The sequence below is a fragment of the Paenibacillus sp. DS2015 genome, assembly GCF_050433705.1.
Lineage (GTDB): Bacteria > Bacillota > Bacilli > Paenibacillales > Paenibacillaceae > Paenibacillus_AQ.
This window is the reverse complement of sequence record NZ_JBNPWS010000019.1, coordinates 13,074-31,155: the sequence shown is the minus strand read 5'-3', so window position 1 is coordinate 31,155 and position 18,082 is coordinate 13,074. Positions and strand designations below refer to the sequence as shown.

General features: G+C 41.1%; 19 protein-coding genes. 4 read left to right on the top strand and 15 right to left on the bottom strand.

Features of this window, described 5'->3' with window-relative positions:
- Window positions 1–426: 426 nt before the first annotated feature.
- Complete coding sequence (locus tag J2T13_RS16475; protein ID WP_429373275.1) at window positions 427–1,458, top strand: methyl-accepting chemotaxis protein; 1,032 nt, start codon at window positions 427–429, stop codon at window positions 1,456–1,458.
- Window positions 1,459–1,605: 147 nt separating this feature from the next.
- Here J2T13_RS16475 and J2T13_RS16470 read toward each other — a convergent pair whose 3' ends face one another.
- The 4 genes from J2T13_RS16470 to J2T13_RS16455 all read right to left on the bottom strand — a co-directional run bounded on the left by J2T13_RS16470 (window position 1,606) and on the right by J2T13_RS16455 (window position 5,783).
- Complete coding sequence (locus tag J2T13_RS16470; RefSeq protein WP_429373172.1) at window positions 1,606–2,088, bottom strand: hypothetical protein; 483 nt, start codon at window positions 2,086–2,088, stop codon at window positions 1,606–1,608.
- Window positions 2,089–2,146: 58 nt separating this feature from the next.
- Window positions 2,147–3,790: a hypothetical protein gene (locus J2T13_RS16465; RefSeq protein WP_429373170.1), complete on the bottom strand. Its 1,644-nt coding sequence runs from the start codon at window positions 3,788–3,790 to the stop codon at window positions 2,147–2,149.
- Window positions 3,791–3,793: 3 nt separating this feature from the next.
- Window positions 3,794–4,582, bottom strand: a complete 789-nt coding sequence (locus J2T13_RS16460; protein ID WP_429373168.1) for an ABC transporter ATP-binding protein — start codon at window positions 4,580–4,582, stop codon at window positions 3,794–3,796.
- A gap of 313 nt (window positions 4,583–4,895) precedes the next feature.
- The gene (locus J2T13_RS16455) at window positions 4,896–5,783 is read right to left on the bottom strand and encodes a YheC/YheD family protein (protein ID WP_429373166.1); all 888 of its coding nucleotides are present in this window, start codon (window positions 5,781–5,783) and stop codon (window positions 4,896–4,898) included.
- Window positions 5,784–5,998: 215 nt separating this feature from the next.
- On the opposite strand from J2T13_RS16455, the gene J2T13_RS16450 reads away from it, so the two are divergent.
- Window positions 5,999–7,099, top strand: coding sequence for a glycosyltransferase family 4 protein (locus J2T13_RS16450; RefSeq protein ID WP_429373164.1), 1,101 nt, complete (start codon window positions 5,999–6,001; stop codon window positions 7,097–7,099).
- Between the two features lie 325 nt (window positions 7,100–7,424).
- Here J2T13_RS16450 and J2T13_RS16445 read toward each other — a convergent pair whose 3' ends face one another.
- From J2T13_RS16445 to J2T13_RS16405, 9 genes are all read right to left on the bottom strand, one after another.
- Complete coding sequence (locus J2T13_RS16445) at window positions 7,425–7,637, bottom strand: Spo0E family sporulation regulatory protein-aspartic acid phosphatase (RefSeq protein WP_429373162.1); 213 nt, start codon at window positions 7,635–7,637, stop codon at window positions 7,425–7,427.
- A 226-nt stretch (window positions 7,638–7,863) separates the two neighbouring features.
- Window positions 7,864–9,009, bottom strand: coding sequence for an N-methyl-L-tryptophan oxidase (gene solA / locus J2T13_RS16440; protein WP_429373273.1), 1,146 nt, complete (start codon window positions 9,007–9,009; stop codon window positions 7,864–7,866).
- A 26-nt stretch (window positions 9,010–9,035) separates the two neighbouring features.
- The gene (locus J2T13_RS16435) at window positions 9,036–10,172 is read right to left on the bottom strand and encodes a M20 peptidase aminoacylase family protein (RefSeq protein WP_429373160.1); all 1,137 of its coding nucleotides are present in this window, start codon (window positions 10,170–10,172) and stop codon (window positions 9,036–9,038) included.
- A complete protein-coding gene (locus J2T13_RS16430; protein WP_429373158.1) occupies window positions 10,172–11,194 on the bottom strand; it encodes an LLM class flavin-dependent oxidoreductase in 1,023 nt (340 codons plus the stop codon). Before J2T13_RS16430 ends, J2T13_RS16435 begins: the two co-directional genes overlap by 1 nt.
- Before the next feature lie 96 nt (window positions 11,195–11,290).
- Window positions 11,291–12,043 (bottom strand): amino acid ABC transporter ATP-binding protein, encoded by a 753-nt coding sequence (locus J2T13_RS16425; protein ID WP_429373156.1) that lies wholly within the window; start codon window positions 12,041–12,043, stop codon window positions 11,291–11,293.
- The gene (locus J2T13_RS16420; protein WP_429373154.1) at window positions 12,040–12,750 is read right to left on the bottom strand and encodes an amino acid ABC transporter permease; all 711 of its coding nucleotides are present in this window, start codon (window positions 12,748–12,750) and stop codon (window positions 12,040–12,042) included. Before J2T13_RS16420 ends, J2T13_RS16425 begins: the two co-directional genes overlap by 4 nt.
- The gene (locus J2T13_RS16415; protein WP_429373152.1) at window positions 12,750–13,523 is read right to left on the bottom strand and encodes an amino acid ABC transporter permease; all 774 of its coding nucleotides are present in this window, start codon (window positions 13,521–13,523) and stop codon (window positions 12,750–12,752) included. Before J2T13_RS16415 ends, J2T13_RS16420 begins: the two co-directional genes overlap by 1 nt.
- Window positions 13,524–13,565: 42 nt before the next feature.
- A complete protein-coding gene (locus tag J2T13_RS16410) occupies window positions 13,566–14,426 on the bottom strand; it encodes a transporter substrate-binding domain-containing protein (RefSeq protein ID WP_429373271.1) in 861 nt (286 codons plus the stop codon).
- Window positions 14,427–14,818: 392 nt separating this feature from the next.
- Window positions 14,819–14,977, bottom strand: coding sequence for a type II toxin-antitoxin system HicA family toxin (locus tag J2T13_RS16405; RefSeq protein WP_429373150.1), 159 nt, complete (start codon window positions 14,975–14,977; stop codon window positions 14,819–14,821).
- A gap of 199 nt (window positions 14,978–15,176) precedes the next feature.
- Here J2T13_RS16405 and J2T13_RS16400 point away from each other — a divergent pair, with 199 nt between their 5' ends.
- A complete protein-coding gene (locus J2T13_RS16400) occupies window positions 15,177–15,503 on the top strand; it encodes a hypothetical protein (RefSeq protein ID WP_429373149.1) in 327 nt (108 codons plus the stop codon).
- 535 nt (window positions 15,504–16,038) lie between these two features.
- On the opposite strand, the gene J2T13_RS16395 is transcribed toward J2T13_RS16400, so the two are convergent.
- Together J2T13_RS16395 and J2T13_RS16390 are read right to left on the bottom strand one after the other, a co-directional pair.
- Entirely contained in the window at window positions 16,039–16,335 is a 297-nt protein-coding gene (locus J2T13_RS16395) for a hypothetical protein (RefSeq protein WP_429373147.1), read from the bottom strand.
- A gap of 78 nt (window positions 16,336–16,413) precedes the next feature.
- Window positions 16,414–17,247: a hypothetical protein gene (locus J2T13_RS16390; RefSeq protein ID WP_429373146.1), complete on the bottom strand. Its 834-nt coding sequence runs from the start codon at window positions 17,245–17,247 to the stop codon at window positions 16,414–16,416.
- 359 nt (window positions 17,248–17,606) lie between these two features.
- On the opposite strand from J2T13_RS16390, the gene J2T13_RS16385 reads away from it, so the two are divergent.
- On the top strand, window positions 17,607–17,861 hold the full coding sequence (locus tag J2T13_RS16385) for a hypothetical protein (protein WP_429373144.1): 255 nt from the start codon (window positions 17,607–17,609) through the stop codon (window positions 17,859–17,861).
- The last annotated feature ends 221 nt before the right edge of the window (window positions 17,862–18,082 follow it).

Below are 18,082 nucleotides of genomic sequence, written 5' to 3'. Positions count from 1 at the left end.
ATTCTGTCAGACCGTCTTCATTGGGAATGTGATATTTATCACACTCGTCCACCTAAACAAGGTCCAATGTGAAGTTTGTCACACAATATTTAAAATTACAACCAGTTCATCCTAATAATAACCAGATCCCCAGATCTCAAATCAGAGTGATATAAGATACAGACACTCACTGACTCATTTCCGTTATAATTTTTAGCAGTTGCGCGTAATTACGTAACTAAAAGATAAACAGTAACACATTAGGTAAAACGGAGGTTATAAAAGATGGATTGAAATTCTTATGCTCCCCTTTACCATTGGAGCTATCTTATTTATCGCGGCTTCGTTAGCTGTCTACCTTATCATTCGCGGCTTCGTTAGCTGTCTACCTTATCATTCGCGTCTTGGTGAAGCCTCTCTCCTTCCTGTTTAGCAAGCGTCCACCTCATTGCTGAAGGTGACTTAACACAACCCCCTTTGCATTTCAAAGGCCGTGATGAAATTGGGGCTCTTGCAGCAGATTTCAACAAAATGACCTCTAGTCTCCAGAACCTGATCTGTGAGGTCAACGATACTTCACACCAAGTCGCATCTTCTTCTGAACAATTATCTGCAAGCTCTAAACAAACCGAGGAAGCAGGCCAGCAAACCTTATCTATCATCTTAGAGATGGCTGATGGCGCAGAGAAACAACTTGAGCGCTTAGAATCAAGCTCTCACAAGATGACCGAAATGTCACAGTTCATATCAGAGATATCTGTTAGCACTGAGCACGCGCTGGTCTCCGCAGCAGACAACTTGCAGAATGCTCAAACAGGCAAGTCATCTATGAGTGAAACCAAAAATAAAATGCTGCATATGAGTGGGAGCATTCAAGAATTATCGGTTACAATCGAGAATTTAAGAAATCACTCGCATGAAATCAAGCAAATGCTAAGTATCATTAGTCAGATTTCTGAGGAAACCAAATTACTTTCACTTAACGCTGCAATAGAGGCTGCTAGAGCTGGAGAAGAGGGGAGGGGATTTGCCGTAGTAGCAAGTTCAGTGAGGAAACTCTCCGAGAGTTCAGCTCAATCGGCAGAAGATATTTCTAATGTTGTATTAACGACGTTAAGACTAATGGAACTAACCAGTGAAAGAATGACTGAAACCGTTATTCAAGTGACAGAGGGAGCCCAAAGTGTTACAAATGCCGGTCATTACTTCGAGCAAATTGAAGCTAACGCTTCCCAAATCACAGCACATAATGAATATATAGCTAACGCTGTCCATCAGCTATCTGATCACTCTCAATACCTTACTTCCTCAACACTCGAACTCGTCGAAGTTGCCAATCAGACGTTGAACGGAGCCCAAGGTGTATCAGCAGCTTCCCAGCAGCAACTCGCTTCAATTGGAGAAGTCGATTCTTCAGCCTCGCTTCTCTCCCTTATGTCTGATAAGCTTCATACATTAATTGAACGTTTCAAGATATAACATATGAGTCTTTAGACCATTAAGGGTCCGATCGTATTCATAATCATTCAATCACTTCTCACATGCTGTCATTCTATGTTACGCAAATTAGACCACTACCCTCGGGTAGTGGTCTATTTGTATAGTGTCTGTAGGGATATCAACTTATTACGACTCACGTTCTACAAAGTACTTGTTCGTCATGTACCATGCCTCGCCTTTGTCTGTTGGAACCTTCCCTTTTTTCTTATCCATGAATACAATTTCCTTACATTTAGAACAGAACCACTTCGTTGTATAGTATTGCGAAAAAGTTGTGTAGGTTGTTCCGCATTTACAGTCGACCTTAAAGTATACCATGTTGTCTTCATAGGCTTGTGACAGCTCTTCCGTGCTAACTTGATCTGCACTAGAAACCGGTTTGAGCATCTCCACATAGCTAGAGAAACGATTCTGCACCTTGAAATCTGCAACCAAATCTGGATTTAGTCCAAAAAACTCCTTACCAATAGCAGTAATAAACTTGGTGTTTGATTTGTAACTCTCTAACCATTCCTGAATTTGCTTATTAGATAAAGGGACAGTTCCTTTAATGCCACTGTTGAGTGTGTACGTCATGATGGATAGGTTCTCGTTGTCTTCGTAATACATTAATCTAGAAACCTCCTTAATTACTCCCTTATTAATGTACTACTTATGAAACAGATAATCAAAAGGATGAAATAGGAATTGTTGTGAAAGCCTTTCTCCATCCTATAATATTACCCATAATAAGTAATATCATATAGATGTAAACCCCATAATTCAACGTAGTGAATAACAAGTGTATTCCGGCAAATAACGCTAGAACGAGGATTAGAAAGAATACCTTTAGCCCCTCATTACTTTGAGTTGCCTGATAGGGTTCAGAGAAAGGTAGCGCCTTTCTTAATACAGCAAAGCTAATAAGCACGTAGATCCCTACAGTTAACGATATAGCAAGCAAGTCGGGTATGATACGAAATCCAAAAATCCAAAGGAACACAATACTCTCTAGAACGAATAACGGCATTATCAATTTAACTAGGCATGCCTTAATGCTACCTTTGAAGATGCCAGCTGCATCTTGGAACGGCATCGTTCGATACAACCAGGCTCCCTTGTAATTCACAGAAAATTTCAGCATCATTAACGTTGAGGGTATCAGTGTAGCCATAAAATATATAAAAAGATACATTCTTCCAGAGGAAATGCCCTCTAGTCCTTCACTTTGCAAACCATTAAAAAGAAAGATAAAAGGAAAGATAAGAGAAAATCCTAAAGAAGGATACACCTTCAGCTTGAAATCACGTTCATTGCGCATCATGTCAGATGTAAATCGAAAGAATAATCTTTCTTCTGAACTCTTACAAATGATATGAGAAATATTGCCCCATCCACTGAACCATTTTCTACTTTTAGGTATACTGCTATCCGTCAACTTCTGTAGATAATGCTCAAAAGACGGCATAAGTCTCACATAGATCATAATAGCCACAATAGGCACAACCACGGATAACAAAGAGAATAGAATAAATGCTACGCGTACATCCCCTTGAATCAACATCTCAAACGGAGCTGCGAACCAAAGTGGAGGGATAAAATACTGCCACCAGTTCCCTTCAAATACGATTTGAAAATCTAAAACATTAAATAATCGCGAAATGAGTTGGTAACCTATTGTTATGACAAGCGTTAGAGCAATCTGTACATAATTGATCATATCCTTTAACTTCTCACCATTAAAGAAACGAAGAACGAACAAATAGAAAAGAGCTGTTACGACCACTATAAAGACATCCATGAGGATAATCTCTATTAAGAACAGGAGGAAAAATCCAATCCCAAACTTGAACGATCCAGCGATTAATGGCACCAGTGTGAGCGATCCTGTAATAAACATTAAGTAGATGGAAATGTGGATCATCTTCGCTGCATGAATGGTTCGTGAATTTACAGGCTTAGAATCTAATATATTCTTATCACGTATATCAAGCAGCACAGATGAGAAGTCCGATATAAGCGAGGTCATGATCATGAACATAAGAATTCCAAATACCAGACTCATTTTAAAAATAAAACCTTGCCCCAATAACACCAGTGGCGTCAATACGATCACGCCCATAATCATATATAACCACAATGATTGAAGGAACTTATTCTTATCTTCATTCTTAGACAGAGATCCTGAATTCGCCATGACAGTTGAGACTCTCCGACCATCCATCGTCAGTTTAATGTGTAGTATTCTTCTCATAATGACGTAGTCGATACCTAATTTCTCAAAAAGGATACGAAAGCGATCTAACATCTTCAATGTTGTGAAATCCTTCATTGATTACACCTCTTGAACGATAGATACGAATTGTTCAGCCTTCTCTTTATGATCATGAAAGCCAGTTAATTCATTAAATATTTGCTCTAGTGACCCTTCCTTCGATTTCTCCTGTAGCTGGTGGAAGCTTCCGTCGGCAATGATTTGCCCATCATTCAGAAGAACAATACGGTTACTAATCTTCTCCACTACATCCATCATGTGCGACGAATAAAAGATTGTTTTCCCTTGAGCTGCTAAGCAAGCAAGTATTTCTTTCACAACAATGACGCTGTTAGCATCCAAGCCACTTAGAGGTTCATCTAAGAACAGGATATCCGGATTATGTATTAGGCTTGAGATTAAGAGTACCTTCTGCTTCATCCCCTTCGAGAAGGAGGATACCCTCGAAGAATACACGGATTCTAATCCGAAACTTATCATCAGTTGTTCTGCTTTATGGTTGGCTTTACTATAATTCATTCCATATAATTGCGCTATGAATGTTAAATACTCCTGAGCCGTCAGACTTTCATATATATCTGCGACCTCTGGTACGTATCCAATCCTTCTTTTATATTCAACATCACCGTCTGAAATATCTCTTCCTAGTATCTTCACTTCTCCAATATATCCCTGTATAAGACCCAATAGAATCTTCACTGTAGTGCTCTTTCCAGCGCCGTTAGGACCTATATATCCAATAATCTGTCCTTTGAATACATCAAGATTAATCCACCTCAGCACAGGTTTGTCACCATAATTCATAGCTAAACTTCGTATTGATATTACGGGTTCTCCTGTCTCGTCCATACCAAAAACGCCTCACCTTCCTACCCTCGAATGTATCCTTAGTATATTATTCTATGAATGACTATACAATTCCTTCCATTTGCATGCAAAAAGATCGCTAAGATGCCGGATCACTCTTACACTTGCTGTTGCTATCAGATATCTTTTGATTCACGATTTACTTATTGATTAAAATAAGATACCAGAAATACGGCAGGTGAATTCCAATAAATAATGAAGGTGCTCCAATGCACAATCCACAAATTCTGAATGTCTCTCCGCAGGTGAGCGATCAACAAAAAAGCCGAGTCATTAGAATCTCGGCTCCTCCACTCTAACCATTAAACTTTCGATATTTCATGACTTTACGATACATCGTTTTATTTGCAAGTTTATTGAAAATATACGGATCTGGGTTCGTATTCACTTCAATAATCCATGGCTTCATATTTAGGTCTAGCCCAATATCGACACCTATCTGCCTGAAATTAGGATATTTCTGCTGAAGGGCCTCGCCGATCGTAACACCTAATTGAGACATCTGATTCAGAACTTTTCGCTGCTCAATGACAGATAGATGAGGGGCTAATAGCTTCTCCATAGCCATCGGTGTTCCTCCACTATGATAATTAGTTACTATTTTACCTGGATGAGCTACTCTTCCTATAATGCCCGTTGCTTCCCATTTTCTCACCGGACTCCGTTGAACCATGACCCGAATATCGAATCTTCGCTTCTGATATTTCAATAGATAGATACCCATCTGAACAAGATAACTTCTGCCCTTCTTATACTGGCATAGAGCCGCATAGAATGCTTCATAAGTATTAAACTTTCTTACGACTGTACCCACTTGATATTTATAATAAGACCCCTTATTTCCATCTTTCACCCATTCGGCCCGAATGACTCCGTTACCATACGTTCCACGCTCTGGTTTAATATAGACCATGTTATATTTATTTAACATTTGCCTTAAGCTAATATTCGTCAATTTCACAGTCTCTGGAATATAGCAACTAATTCGAGGATGACGTAGCAACACCTTTGTTTTAACCCATTTACTTGTAATTGTCCGAAGTCGCTTCGCCTTAACTCCATTCTGTGCCCTAATTACTTTGTTTCCTTTTTTTAGCTTCTTCACCTTTTTCGCCTTCTGCACATTTAGTTCATTATTTACTCTATCCACCTTCGTTCCCTTCTCCGCCTTTTTCACCTTCATTCCCTACCTCTCCCCTGTGAACGAATATGATGAATCTACCGTCTAAGCGACAATCCATACATTCTATTCAAATCCAAGCTTTTGGGTCGAGACATTCAACGGCTATAATTCACACATTTAAGAGAAAATAGGGTGTGGGAGCGTACATTTTCGAAGGAGCCAACATACGTTAAAGGAGAGTGGTTGGTCCTTAAGGCCCGATAGGAGGAAAGGCTGTGCACATACTCATTGTTGCACCAGAACAGATTCCCGTTCCAGGAAGTGGCTCTGTAGAAATATGTATTCTCTCCATAGCCAAGCAACTTGCATTGCAACACAAAGTAACCATCATTAGTAAACGATCTTATCCGCTCCCACTTCAGAGCCATATCAGCAATGTGACCATTGTGCGTGTGACCTCAGGAAGTGCTAAGACTTACATTGCTTCCGTCCTTCATTATATGAAGGGCAAATCATTCGACTTCATCCAAGTGGATAACCGTCCTAGCTATATGGCTCAAATAAAAAAGGAATTCCCTCGTACACTCGTCTCCATCTTCCTGCATTCCTTAACTTTTGTACCCAATACTGCTGAAATGACGAACAACTTAAGAAAAGCAGATCTTATCATTGCTAATAGCAGCTCATTACAACAAAAATTAACTTCTAGATTCCCTGATATCGCTAGCAAAATTCATACCGTTGAGCTTGGTGTAGATACCTCCCGTTTCCGTCCAGCGACAAGGTCTGAGCAAAAGGCATCCAAACGACATTATCGAATCCGTAGGGCCTTCACGATCCTATTCGTTGGCAGAGTCATTCCACGAAAGGGCGTACCTGTCCTCATTAAGGCTGCTCATCTCGTACGGAAGCATACGCCTATTCATCTCATCATTGTGGGGAAAGGTAATCCTTCCTATATTCGACGGTTGAGGCTTCAAGCTTATAAATTAGGCGTCCCCATTACGTTTACTGGCAAAAAGTCGCACGAAAAGATTCACAAAATATATCGCGCAGCCGACTGTTTCGTCTGCCCCTCGCAGAAACACGAGGCCTTCGGCCTCGTCAATGTGGAAGCGATGGCTTCAGGTGTTCCGGTTATTGCTTCACGAATTGGTGGAATTCAAGAAGTGGTGAAACACGAACACAATGGCTACCTTGTAGATCGTTATCAGAAACCAAGTGAGTTCGCTTATTATCTAATACGCTTAGCCAAAAACCCCACACAAAGAGATAAACTGAGTGCTAATGGACGCAACGATGTGCTTCAACATTTCACCTGGAGCCAAACATCGACTAAATTAGCGGCAATCTATAGTAAGGCGATAACATCATAACTTGATTTATGCGGCGGATTCTCTTTCCCGGACAAAGCATGCTTATCGTCACTCTAATTTGTTAATGTCACCTTAGCTGAGTTAATTCCTGTTATTCTCAATAAAATATAAATCCAAAAAAATAGTACCCATATTTCCCGTTTTATAAACGACGGACCTTATGGGTACTACCATAAAACTGATTATATTATTTCCTTGTATATTTCCGATTTATGATTAACTCTTGTACGTTCTCAAAAAGGCTTCAAGAGGACTTGTCACAAGATCCTAATTCATAAACATATGTATGGGCGAACAGCATGATATAGATTAAAAGACATGACATTTACATCGAATATTCCATTTCATACTTTACTGTATTCATATCCCTATACCCTAGGCCTACCAGCCTTTTATTCCGAATATAAAGATTGATAATCTCATCTAACTCCATAGATTTATTCAATACTCTTTCATCTATAATGCCATAGATACTAGCTAGTCTATTTAACTCCCTACGTGTACACTCTATCAATTCATTTATTGTTTCTAAATTCATAGGTGCGCCCCCTTTTTTGCTATATTATCCCAAGTTACCAAAAGTAAAGGTTTTGAAGTTATATTCCCTTTTAGTGTAACCATCAAAAAGGAACAGCTTCGTCCTTAAAGGGACGGTAACTGTTTCTCGTAGAAAGATAATCAAAGCACAGTGAAAACCTATCTTTCGTATATTCCAAAAAAAGCGTAAGCCGTTAAAAGTAACGGCTTACGCTTCAAGTCAAATCTTACACAGGATTACTAAATCGAGATATCGCAAATGGACTAATGTCCTGCGTCGTCTCCTGCTTCATAATCAGATCCGATAGAATCTCTCCTACGACACTGGAGAATTTGAAGCCGTGGCCTGAGAATCCACCTGCTAACAGAATGTTAGGATACGCGGGGTGGTGATCTATTATGAAGTCCTCATCTGGTGTCATCTCGTATTTACATACTGCACCACGAATGAGTTTACCCGCTGCTGCTGGCATGTAAGTCTCCAGTGCGCGACGCAGATCGGCTTCATCATCGGCATAAGTTCCGAACGGCTCAATCGGTTCTCCAGGCTGCCATAGTACCCCTTGATCATGGCGGCCAATCTTGACTCCGGCTCCCCCGATACTTGGGAATCCGTAGAATCCACCCTCTACCGTCCCAAGTGTAAAGCCGGGAAAGTCTCCTGCATCAAAGAGCGGCGACTCACTCTGAAACCAGCCCACAACCTTACGAACGGATTGGATCGGCAATGTGATGAACGGTTCCAATGTCTTAAACCATGCCCCTGCACTTAAAATGGCCTTCTCTGCATGAAATACACCATGCTGTGTGTATACAGACACTCCACTATGATCTGCACCAATGGATTCAACCCGCGTATAGGGTAACAACGTTGCTCCGGCTGCCAATGCCAACTGACGGTAGGCTCCCACGCATTTCTCACTGAATAAATATCCAGCCTCCGGTTCATACATTCCGGCGAAATCCTCTGGAAGCCGGATACCTGGCCACCGCTTTGCGATTTCATCTGCATCTAGTAGTTCTATCGGAACTCCGAATTGCAGCGAATCTTTCAGGCGCTCTTCATATGAATACACTTTGGAAGATGACATATTCAATACACCGGATTGAACAAGTAACGAGGATTCTGTTGCATCTTCTAACTCATTCCAAAGTTTGTGCGCTCGGAGAGCCATCGATACATAAGCTGGGCCACCATGGTAAGCATGTCTGATTAACCGTGGTTCCCCATGATGGCTTCCCTCCTGATGTGGAGGATCAAAGGTATCAATGAGCAGTGTACGTACGCCCTGTTTAGCCAGATGGTACCCTGCACTCATGCCCATCGACCCCGCCCCGACGACAATGACGTCGTATAACGTGCGAATGAGAATCCCCTCCTATCCTAATTCCATGTATTCTAATCGGTGATTAACAACTGTTGAATGGCTCTTTCCGCCAAGTTCGCGAAATACTGTGCACTAAGGGGTAAAGCCCGCTCATCTATATCAAACGAAGGGTGATGCCACTCCCGTGGACCCGACGTTCCCATGAACACGAAGAACCCCGGAATCTCCTTCTGATAAAAGGCAAAATCCTCTCCAGCAGGAGAAGGCGCTACCGCAATGACTTCTAGTCCCACGCTATGAGCGGCATCGATCGTAAGTTGCTCCAGCGAGCTATCATTATGTACCGATGGTGGACCTGCAACAACCTTCACACTTGCAGTCGTTCCATAAGCAGCAGCTACGCCATCTACAACCTGCTTAAACCGCTCTAGGACGCGAGACCTTACTCCCTCGTCAAAGGTTCGGATGGTTCCATCAAGAATCGCTTTATCTGAAATAACGTTCCAAGACGTTCCACTATGAATACGAGTTACACTTACCACGGCACTCTGTAAAGAACTCACATTACGACTAACAATAGATTGCAATGCAGTTACGATATATGATGCTGTCACAATCGGATCTACGCCCGCCTCTGGAACGGCTGCATGCGTGCCTACGCCATTCACTTCGACCACGAAACCATCTGCAGCCGCCATAAGTGCACCTGATTTAATCCCGATAGTTCCTACAGGTAAGTCTGGTTTATTATGCATTCCAAAGATGGCTTGCACGCCTTCGAGCGCCCCGCTCTGAATGACCAAGTTAGCCCCTTGCGCCTTCTCCTCTGCCGGTTGAAAAATAAATCGAACGGTCCCCTTTAGTTCATGCTCCTTCTGCTTCAGTAACAAAGCAGTACCCACGATAGCAGAGGTATGAAAATCGTGACCACACGCATGCATTTTTCCAGGAATTAGAGAGGCATATGATAGCCCCGTCTCTTCTTGAATAGGTAGGGCATCTATGTCCGCTCGGATAGCGATGATGGGTCCACCTTGATGACCGCCTACTTCGGCAATAATTCCTGTGGCCAATGAATAATCAACGATCTTAATTTCTGCTTCCTCTAACCACCCCCGGATTGACTTCGTTGTTTCGAACTCTTCATGGGATAATTCAGGATTTAGATGTAGATGACGTCTCATCTCGATTAATTGTTGCTCTAACATTACTGTTCACCCTCTACTAGCACTTCTGAGAAAGCTTCCTTAAGCAGCTTATAGGAATGAATCCGCTTGGAGAAATCCTTTAATGCTGTCGTAACGATAAACTCCTCTATGCCATATTGTTGTTGTAATCCAAGTAAGTATTGACGTACGGTTTCCTTCGTACCTTTTGTAATTTCTGCATCTTTAACTTCAATGCGATAAGGTTCATCAGCTTGTTTACCGTACTTCTCTGCTTGCTCTAGTGTACCCACTGTAACGCTCTTGCCACTATCCAAATGTACCTTGAACAGTTTGTGATCACCTGCTAATGCCTTCGCTTCCTCATCCGTATCGGCGATAATGGCTGAGAGTGCGAGCATAAGCTGAGGTTGTCTTCCTTTATTATAATTAAATTGGCTTCGATAGTTCAATAAAGCATCGCGAACGATCTCGGGGTCACTATTAATAAATTGAGCAAACACGTACGGAAGTCCTAACTCGGCAGCGGATTCAGCGCTAGCGACGCTAGCACCCAGTAGATAAATATCCGCAGGCTGCTCCGGAATAGGTGTCGCACGAAGTCCAGCATGGGGATGATTGTCATCCAACTGGTTATACACGTATTGCTCAAGCTCTTGCAACTTATGTTCCAAAGAGGGAGCATCTACCACCCCATGCTGAAGTGCCTTCGTGGAACGTGGAAGTCCGCCCGGGGCTCTCCCGATCCCTAGGTCTACTCTTCCTGGGGCGAGCGTTGCTAGAATATTGAAATTCTCTGCTACTTTATAAGGACTATAATGCTGGAGCATAATCCCCCCTGAACCAATACGAATCGATTCTGTTCTGGCCAGTAGATAGGAGATGAGTACTTCAGGCGAAGATCCCACGACTTGATCCGAATCATGATGCTCCGATACCCAGAACCTATGGTAACCCCATGCCTCTGCGACTTGGACTAACTCCAGCGTATGCCGGAATGCATCCGCTGCACTATCTCCTTCAAACACAGGACTTTGATCTAATATGCTTAACTTAATACCCATATAATCTCGCTCCCTCTCCCACCCCATTTATAGAGGTTGTTCAAAAAATCATCCATTGCTCTCGAAGTAACACAAGCGGAATATTCGACATCGCACTTATATGGAATAGCTCCATTCCGATGTAATACGCTTCAGGAATTGCTTCGTACGTTCTTCTTTCGGTGAGCCGAATATGTCCTGCGGTCGACCTTCCTCTACAATGACACCGCCATCCATAAAGACCACATGATTCGATACGTCACGTGCAAAACCCATCTCATGTGTAACGACAATCATTGTGATGCCTTCCTTGGCAATTTTACGGATAACGTCCAATACTTCACCAACAAGCTCGGGATCGAGGGCTGAGGTGGGCTCATCGAACAGAATAACTTCTGGATTAAGTGCAAGTGCCCGCGCAATCCCAACACGTTGCTGCTGACCACCTGATAGTTGGCTAGGAAAGACATCCAGTTTAGCTCCAAGCCCTACCTTCTCCAGCATTTGAATGCTTTTCTCTTTAGCTTCTTCCTTCGGTAACTTATGAACAACGACAAGCCCTTCCATAACGTTCTCTAACACCGTCTTATGCTTAAATAGATTGTAGTGTTGAAATACCATCGCTGATTTTTGTCTAAGATTGTGAATATCCTTTTTGCTTGCTTGTTTATAATCAAGACTGAAATCACCGATCTCTATTTGGCCGCCGCTAGGTTTCTCTAAATAATTAATACAACGAAGCAAAGTCGTCTTACCTGAGCCACTCGGACCCAGAATAACAACCACTTCCCCTTTGTCCACGGTTAGATTGATATGACGTAATACTTGATTTTTACCAAAAGACTTGGAGATATTAGTCAGCTTAATCATGCTACGCCACCTCGATTATAAATATTGATCCGCTTCTCCAGCACCGCTGTTCCTCTCTCGATCAGAAAGGTCATTCCCCAGAAGAGTATGGCTGCTGCAATATAGGATTCAAGAAATTTCCAATTTGTAGCTGCCACGATCTGTGCTTGTGCGTTAATCTCCACTATAGAAACGGCAAAAGCCAGCGTAGATCCATGCAGCATACCGATTAAGTTATTGGATAGGTTAGGCAGACTCACCGCCAACGCTTGTGGAAGCACAATTCTACGCAGTGCCTGAGAAGTCGTCATCCCAATCGAATAAGCTGCTTCCATCTGTCCACGATTAACCGCCAATATTCCCGCCCTGATGACCTCCGACATATACGCTCCTGCCGTTAGAGAAAAAGAAATATACACAAATACGATCAAAGGGATCGAGTTGGATTGAAATCCTAACCCCCAAGCTCCCGATAGGCCATCTATCAGCTTTGGAAGCCCGAAATAGATAAGAAGCAAGTGCATCAACATAGGCGTTCCACGAACGAACAGAACATACGCAGAAGCGATAGGGTGCAGAACGGGTACTTTGTATATTCGAATAAGAGCCACTGTAGCACCAATGATGAACCCAATGCTTACCGAGACGATCGTGATGATCAGCGTCGTAGGGAGCGCTTTTAGCAAACTTATCAAGGCCGTTAGAATGAACGATGGATCAATTTGCACTATGAATCAGCCTCCCTTCTCGATACGAGTATCAGCCTCCGCCGTAATCCAACCAGCCTTTTCCATCCGAGTTCTTTATCTACGTCCTGTCGCTCATGTCTTAGTAATCTTCTCTCCATGAAGGAGAATGATCGTTCAAGCGCCGTACTGATCACGAAATATATAAGGGATAAAGCAATATAAGTCTCTAAAAAATGCTGTGTCGCTAAGCCAAGTGTCTGAGATTTACCCGTCATCTCCATGGCACCTAACGTAAAGGCAAGGGAAGTATCCTTCAAATTAGCAATCACTAAATTAGCTAGAATCGGTACAGATATCGATAGTGCCTGCGGAAGTACAATTCTGGTGAATGCCTTATATCCACTCATACCCACTGAATAGGCTGCTTCTACCTGGCCCCGATCAACAGCATTAACTGCCGCTCGGATAGCTTCGGAAACAAAGGCACCGCTATGTAGCGCATACGTCAATATAACGAATAGGAGCACATCTGCCCTCGAAGTATCTATACCTACCAGCTTTAACAATTCCGGCAAACCATAATAGATAAGAAATAATTGAATCAGAATCGGTGTTCCGCGAAAAAAGGATACATAGACTTGCGAGACTCTTTTTAATACCGGTACATTGTATAGCCTAGGTAACGCCACCAGAAATCCGATGACGATCCCAAGCATAATGGAGCAAGCTACAATGAACAGGGTAATATGCAGATATGACAGTAGTTTAGGTAGGAAATCCAATACGTAATAAATATCAAATTTTCTGCCCACACCTACACCCCCTGTTTGAGATTATTGTTGATATCGAATATCTTATTTCGTTTCTTCATCTAAGGTTTTCGTTAAGTCTTCCCCTAACCATTGAATACTTAATTTAGCTAGCTCGCCGTTTTCTTTCAGCGTCTTAATCGCTCCATCTAGCTTGTCAGATAATTCCTGACCATCCTTGCGTAATACGAACAATACATTGGATTGAATCAACGGGTCTCCAACCGTTTTTAGAGCCGGCTTACCGTCCGCGCCAGGATAGTGGTTCTTAAGTGCAAAGTCAGTCGTTAAGGTAGCATCTACTCGTTTACCTTCAATCTGAGCTACGAGATCATTGGCCTCACCACTCGAATATACGATGTTAATAGCATCACTATTTTCTTTATTGTAATTCTCAAGGAAATAGGCTTGATTACTAGTCGGTCCTACGAGTATCTTTTTACCTTTCAAATCGGCAATCGACTGGATCGTAGTATCATTCTTAGCTACAGCTACTTTTGTTAAGAAAATGCTGTACGGCTCTTTGTTGAACAGGAATTTCTCTTCACGTTCCGGGTTTTTCTCCATTTGATGGGCAACAAAATCAATTTTATTCGTTTCTAGGCTGAGCAGTAAATTTCCAAAATCCATCGTTTTAAATTCAAATTCATATTCAGGCAATAGTTCGTCTATTTGTTTCACGAGTTCCACGTCAAAGCCTGTCAGTTTGCCATCCTCATCTATAAAGCACACATCAGGGAACTGTGTACCTGTTCCTACAATGATTTTCTTGACCGCTACTGCCGCACTTCCCGTTGTTCCTTCTGCCTTAGTGGTTTCCTTAGCTGCATTGTTATTGTTAGAGCCACAACCTGCAATTAACACAACTAGTAATAGTACGGTACTTATGATGCTTAGCTTCTTCATTCTGATTTCCCCCAAATTTGATTTTTTTGTATTCATGAACTCATTTCCCCCCATGTATCCACCTCTTAATTCACCTCTTAATTCACCTCTTAAAATGTATTATTTCATATCCTTATAATTCCTATAGTTTTGGTATGAATTAGTGTTGAATTAACTTTACAACCCTTAGGCCTTCCCGTCAACGGGGTAACTAATAGAGCTTTTCTATATGGCAATACAATAGTTCAATCGAATAAAAGAAGCCCTTATATTCGACCTAAAACGAAAAAGGAGCGCAACGAAAACTAAATAAACTGACACCGATAGAGTATCAGCGTCAGTTTATAGCCTATGGGTTTTTCCAATGTCCACTAAATTGGGGTCTTGACCATTATAGGGGGAAGGGTTACCGTTTAATCTGCTAGGTTAGCCACTTCACTTTTCAAATCGTAAACCACGTATAAATGATTCCATTTCCTCATGGTCACAATTCCCTGATGATCATCCCTTTCAAAAAAATACCCTGATCCATCCTGCTGAATATATGTCCAGCCTTCCTTTTCCATACGCATTTTTAGCAGTTCCTGAGGCTGCTTTGATTTTGTAAGATAGCGTTCATGACCCTTAATAAGGTCTCCAGCTGCAGTATGGATTGACCTGTTGTTTCCAATCGATACATCTGTTTTACGTTGCTGTACCCAATGATATATACGGCACCCAGTATTACTATAAGAACAATAATTCCGGTAAAGCTAAGTAAAGCGATCTTCCATGACTCACCACCTAACCCAATATTATATCTCTGTTCATGTAGATCCGGACAAGAAGAATCCAGACAAAGACCGGACGAATAATATTGCTACCACAGTCTGCAGCGTGAATTCGGGTTCTGCAGGAGGTAATGAGGGCAGTGGAGATTGTAATAAAGCGGAGGATCAAGGTAACTGGACAGTAAGTTATCCTTTGATTACTGGCTATCATGTCAAAACAAGAACTGTCACATGGACGGATTCGAAGGGCAAAACACATACCTCTTCTAAGACGTATACAGACTACAACAACTGCTTTATTTCCCTTCAGTTCATGATGACATTCTAGTAGCATCTTCTCATTTAACAAGTGAATTAAGCTTGTAAACTGCTACTTGGGACATTCTTTTGACTTCCTTACTTGGTTATTGCTTGTACAGCATACCTGTTTTTTTCAGGAAGAGATAGGTTCTCCCGGGTTACCACTTATTCTCAGTCTTAATGTGCCAAGCTCTAAGACCCTGGAGCGCCGATTCAAACTCACCATCACGCTTGAACCGATATTGCCTTCTGTATGTGTAACTACATCGGCCTATCTCCACGTATTTTCGAGGCTCAATCACTTCAGCTTTCACTTTCGGCCCGCTAATTTGCCGTTCTACGCTTAAAGTTAAGCGTTACCGTTTAACCTCCAAGAACTAGCTACGGAACTGCTGGTTAGGCATTATTCCGATGGGACTTCCACCCACTAGAATGAGCGACCTTGCCCGGAGGCACTACACAAAATTATTGACAGACCCGATGAAAGACTGCATTAGCAACTTAGAAAGTGAGATTAAATCTTTGCTGTAGATCAGCACGAAACTGAAAAAGCCTCTAGGTAACTATTCTAACCATAATGATAATCTTATAAAGAGTACATAGGCTAACACATATAATGCAATCACACACAAGGGAATAATCCAAGTAAGATGAGTTTTAAATGGTAACAGTGTATTTTTCAATGTACGAGGAGTTTTAAAACGGTGTATTTTTTTTTTGCGAGAGGGAAGCAAATCATAATTTAATTCTTTTAGGATTTTCTCCGCTTTTTCTTCATCACTAGTTAAAAGTTCAGACCATAATTGTTCATACTGATCTCGGAGCAATTCTTTTTTAGAGCTTTCTTTTAATAATCTCATTTACGGGGCCTCCATAAATTAGTAAGTAAAAAAAACTGGAGAAATTTTTTTTACATCCTCCAGATTTTTCATTCTATTTTAATTTCCGTATACATGACCTCTTACCTGTATATGAGTATTGCTAAACATCTCGTTTATAACTTTTAGATATACATTGTTTCTCTGCTGATCTGTGGATACTGTATCATAAAATGCACTGCCATTCCAATATGTGAAAGCATTAACAAAAGTCCTTCCATGTATTTCATCACTCATAATGTTTTTAGTCACGATACTGTAACTTACGTCGATTTTTTTTATAAGACCATTTACATGTTGCCATCCAGTAATGCCTACTATGTTCGCAGTCATATTAAATTGATTACTATATGTTTTTTCACCTGCACCAAAGGTATCTGGTCCATAGCTTCCCAAATGAACAGAATTTAGAGGAGAAATTTGAGATTCACTCATTTTTGATTTAATAAATTTATCAACTTTTTTACTCATCGTTTCTTGACCATCTATTACTACCTTCCAACTGTCCCCCTGTTCAATAACTGGGTATGAGACCTCATTAATTTCCCCATCATCTTTTCTAGTTAATTCAACTAAAGCAGAAAAGGTATTGTTTGATTCCGGAGTAATGCTTTTGAGACTTACATCAGAGAATGGATTACTATTTACAGATTCCTTATATGCTTGTAATTGTTCTTCTGTACTATTAAATCTCGTATCTATCACCCATTTTACGGCTTCAGAAGCATTTCCAGATTGAGCAGCTTCTAAATAATTGCTTACAGATTGTTTTGCTAATTCCTCAGTAGAAAGCCCTTCTGCGCCTACGATTCCAGGAAATGCGGACATTACTAGCAAAGGTACCAATAGCATTGTCTTTTTGATTTTTTTGGTAACTAGCAACATTTTATTCATTTATTATCATCCTCCCATATGTGGTATAGTTTAACTCTACCACATATGGGATATTTTGTACAATTTAATATGGTTAAATATTGGAGTATCATGAAATTTATAGTAGGTAATTAGAGAGACTGGAAATCATAATAATCTCTATCTATTCTATGAAAAATGAAAATCTGAAGATATTAGTTTAGTTTTAAAACTATGGAAGCAACCGAAAGGTAGTATAACGTAGTGGACACAAAAAGGAGTTTCTGAATAAACTTCAACTTTGTTACAATAATAGGGAATATCCAAGCTTCAGCGTCTCACTATATGGAGCCACAGTAAGGGCACATTATACGTTGAATGATCTATGGGGACTTAACGATATGATGTATTTTGACATCCAAGGTTTTTCTGGCAGTTCTGGTGGTGCGGCCACAGCTTATGAAGTTATGTTAAAGGCTAAGGAAACAAGAAACAATCACGGTAATTTCGCAGTTACGGGGACAATCGATCCGGAAGGATTAGTCGGGAGCATTGGAGGAATTAATGCTAATACATATTTAACTATTAAAAAATCGATTCTAGCCATGTTCGTACCTAAAGGAAATTACAATGATGCCATTCGTATAAAAGAGTAATGCATAGTAATATTATTGTGCCTATTGAGAAGGTTAAGGATCTATCAGTATTCTGGGACAAGACGGGAGACTAAATCTAAATCATCCAAGTACATAAATTAATAGGTTTAAAGGGATGGCCAATGCGGGAGTAACGTTAGCTGTACTTTACATACGTCAGTTGAGTTATATAATTCCATCACCCGAATTTATCTTTTAAGACCACTTTGGCTAAAGCCTTA

Coding starts and splice junctions, on each gene's coding strand:
- J2T13_RS16460 (WP_429373168.1), bottom strand. CDS start 4,582: ATGGACGAGACAGGAGAACCCGTAATATCAATACGAAGTTTAGCTATG.
- J2T13_RS16430 (WP_429373158.1), bottom strand. CDS start 11,194: ATGGGTATTAAGTTAAGCATATTAGATCAAAGTCCTGTGTTTGAAGGA.
- J2T13_RS16470 (WP_429373172.1), bottom strand. CDS start 2,088: ATGTATTACGAAGACAACGAGAACCTATCCATCATGACGTACACACTC.
- J2T13_RS16425 (WP_429373156.1), bottom strand. CDS start 12,043: ATGATTAAGCTGACTAATATCTCCAAGTCTTTTGGTAAAAATCAAGTA.
- J2T13_RS16385 (WP_429373144.1), top strand. CDS start 17,607: ATGATGTATTTTGACATCCAAGGTTTTTCTGGCAGTTCTGGTGGTGCG.
- J2T13_RS16435 (WP_429373160.1), bottom strand. CDS start 10,172: ATGTTAGAGCAACAATTAATCGAGATGAGACGTCATCTACATCTAAAT.
- J2T13_RS16410 (WP_429373271.1), bottom strand. CDS start 14,426: ATGAAGAAGCTAAGCATCATAAGTACCGTACTATTACTAGTTGTGTTA.
- J2T13_RS16465 (WP_429373170.1), bottom strand. CDS start 3,790: ATGAAGGATTTCACAACATTGAAGATGTTAGATCGCTTTCGTATCCTT.
- J2T13_RS16445 (WP_429373162.1), bottom strand. CDS start 7,637: ATGAATTTAGAAACAATAAATGAATTGATAGAGTGTACACGTAGGGAG.
- J2T13_RS16405 (WP_429373150.1), bottom strand. CDS start 14,977: ATGCGTATGGAAAAGGAAGGCTGGACATATATTCAGCAGGATGGATCA.
- J2T13_RS16455 (WP_429373166.1), bottom strand. CDS start 5,783: ATGAAGGTGAAAAAGGCGGAGAAGGGAACGAAGGTGGATAGAGTAAAT.
- J2T13_RS16395 (WP_429373147.1), bottom strand. CDS start 16,335: ATGAGATTATTAAAAGAAAGCTCTAAAAAAGAATTGCTCCGAGATCAG.
- J2T13_RS16390 (WP_429373146.1), bottom strand. CDS start 17,247: ATGAATAAAATGTTGCTAGTTACCAAAAAAATCAAAAAGACAATGCTA.
- J2T13_RS16400 (WP_429373149.1), top strand. CDS start 15,177: ATGACTCACCACCTAACCCAATATTATATCTCTGTTCATGTAGATCCG.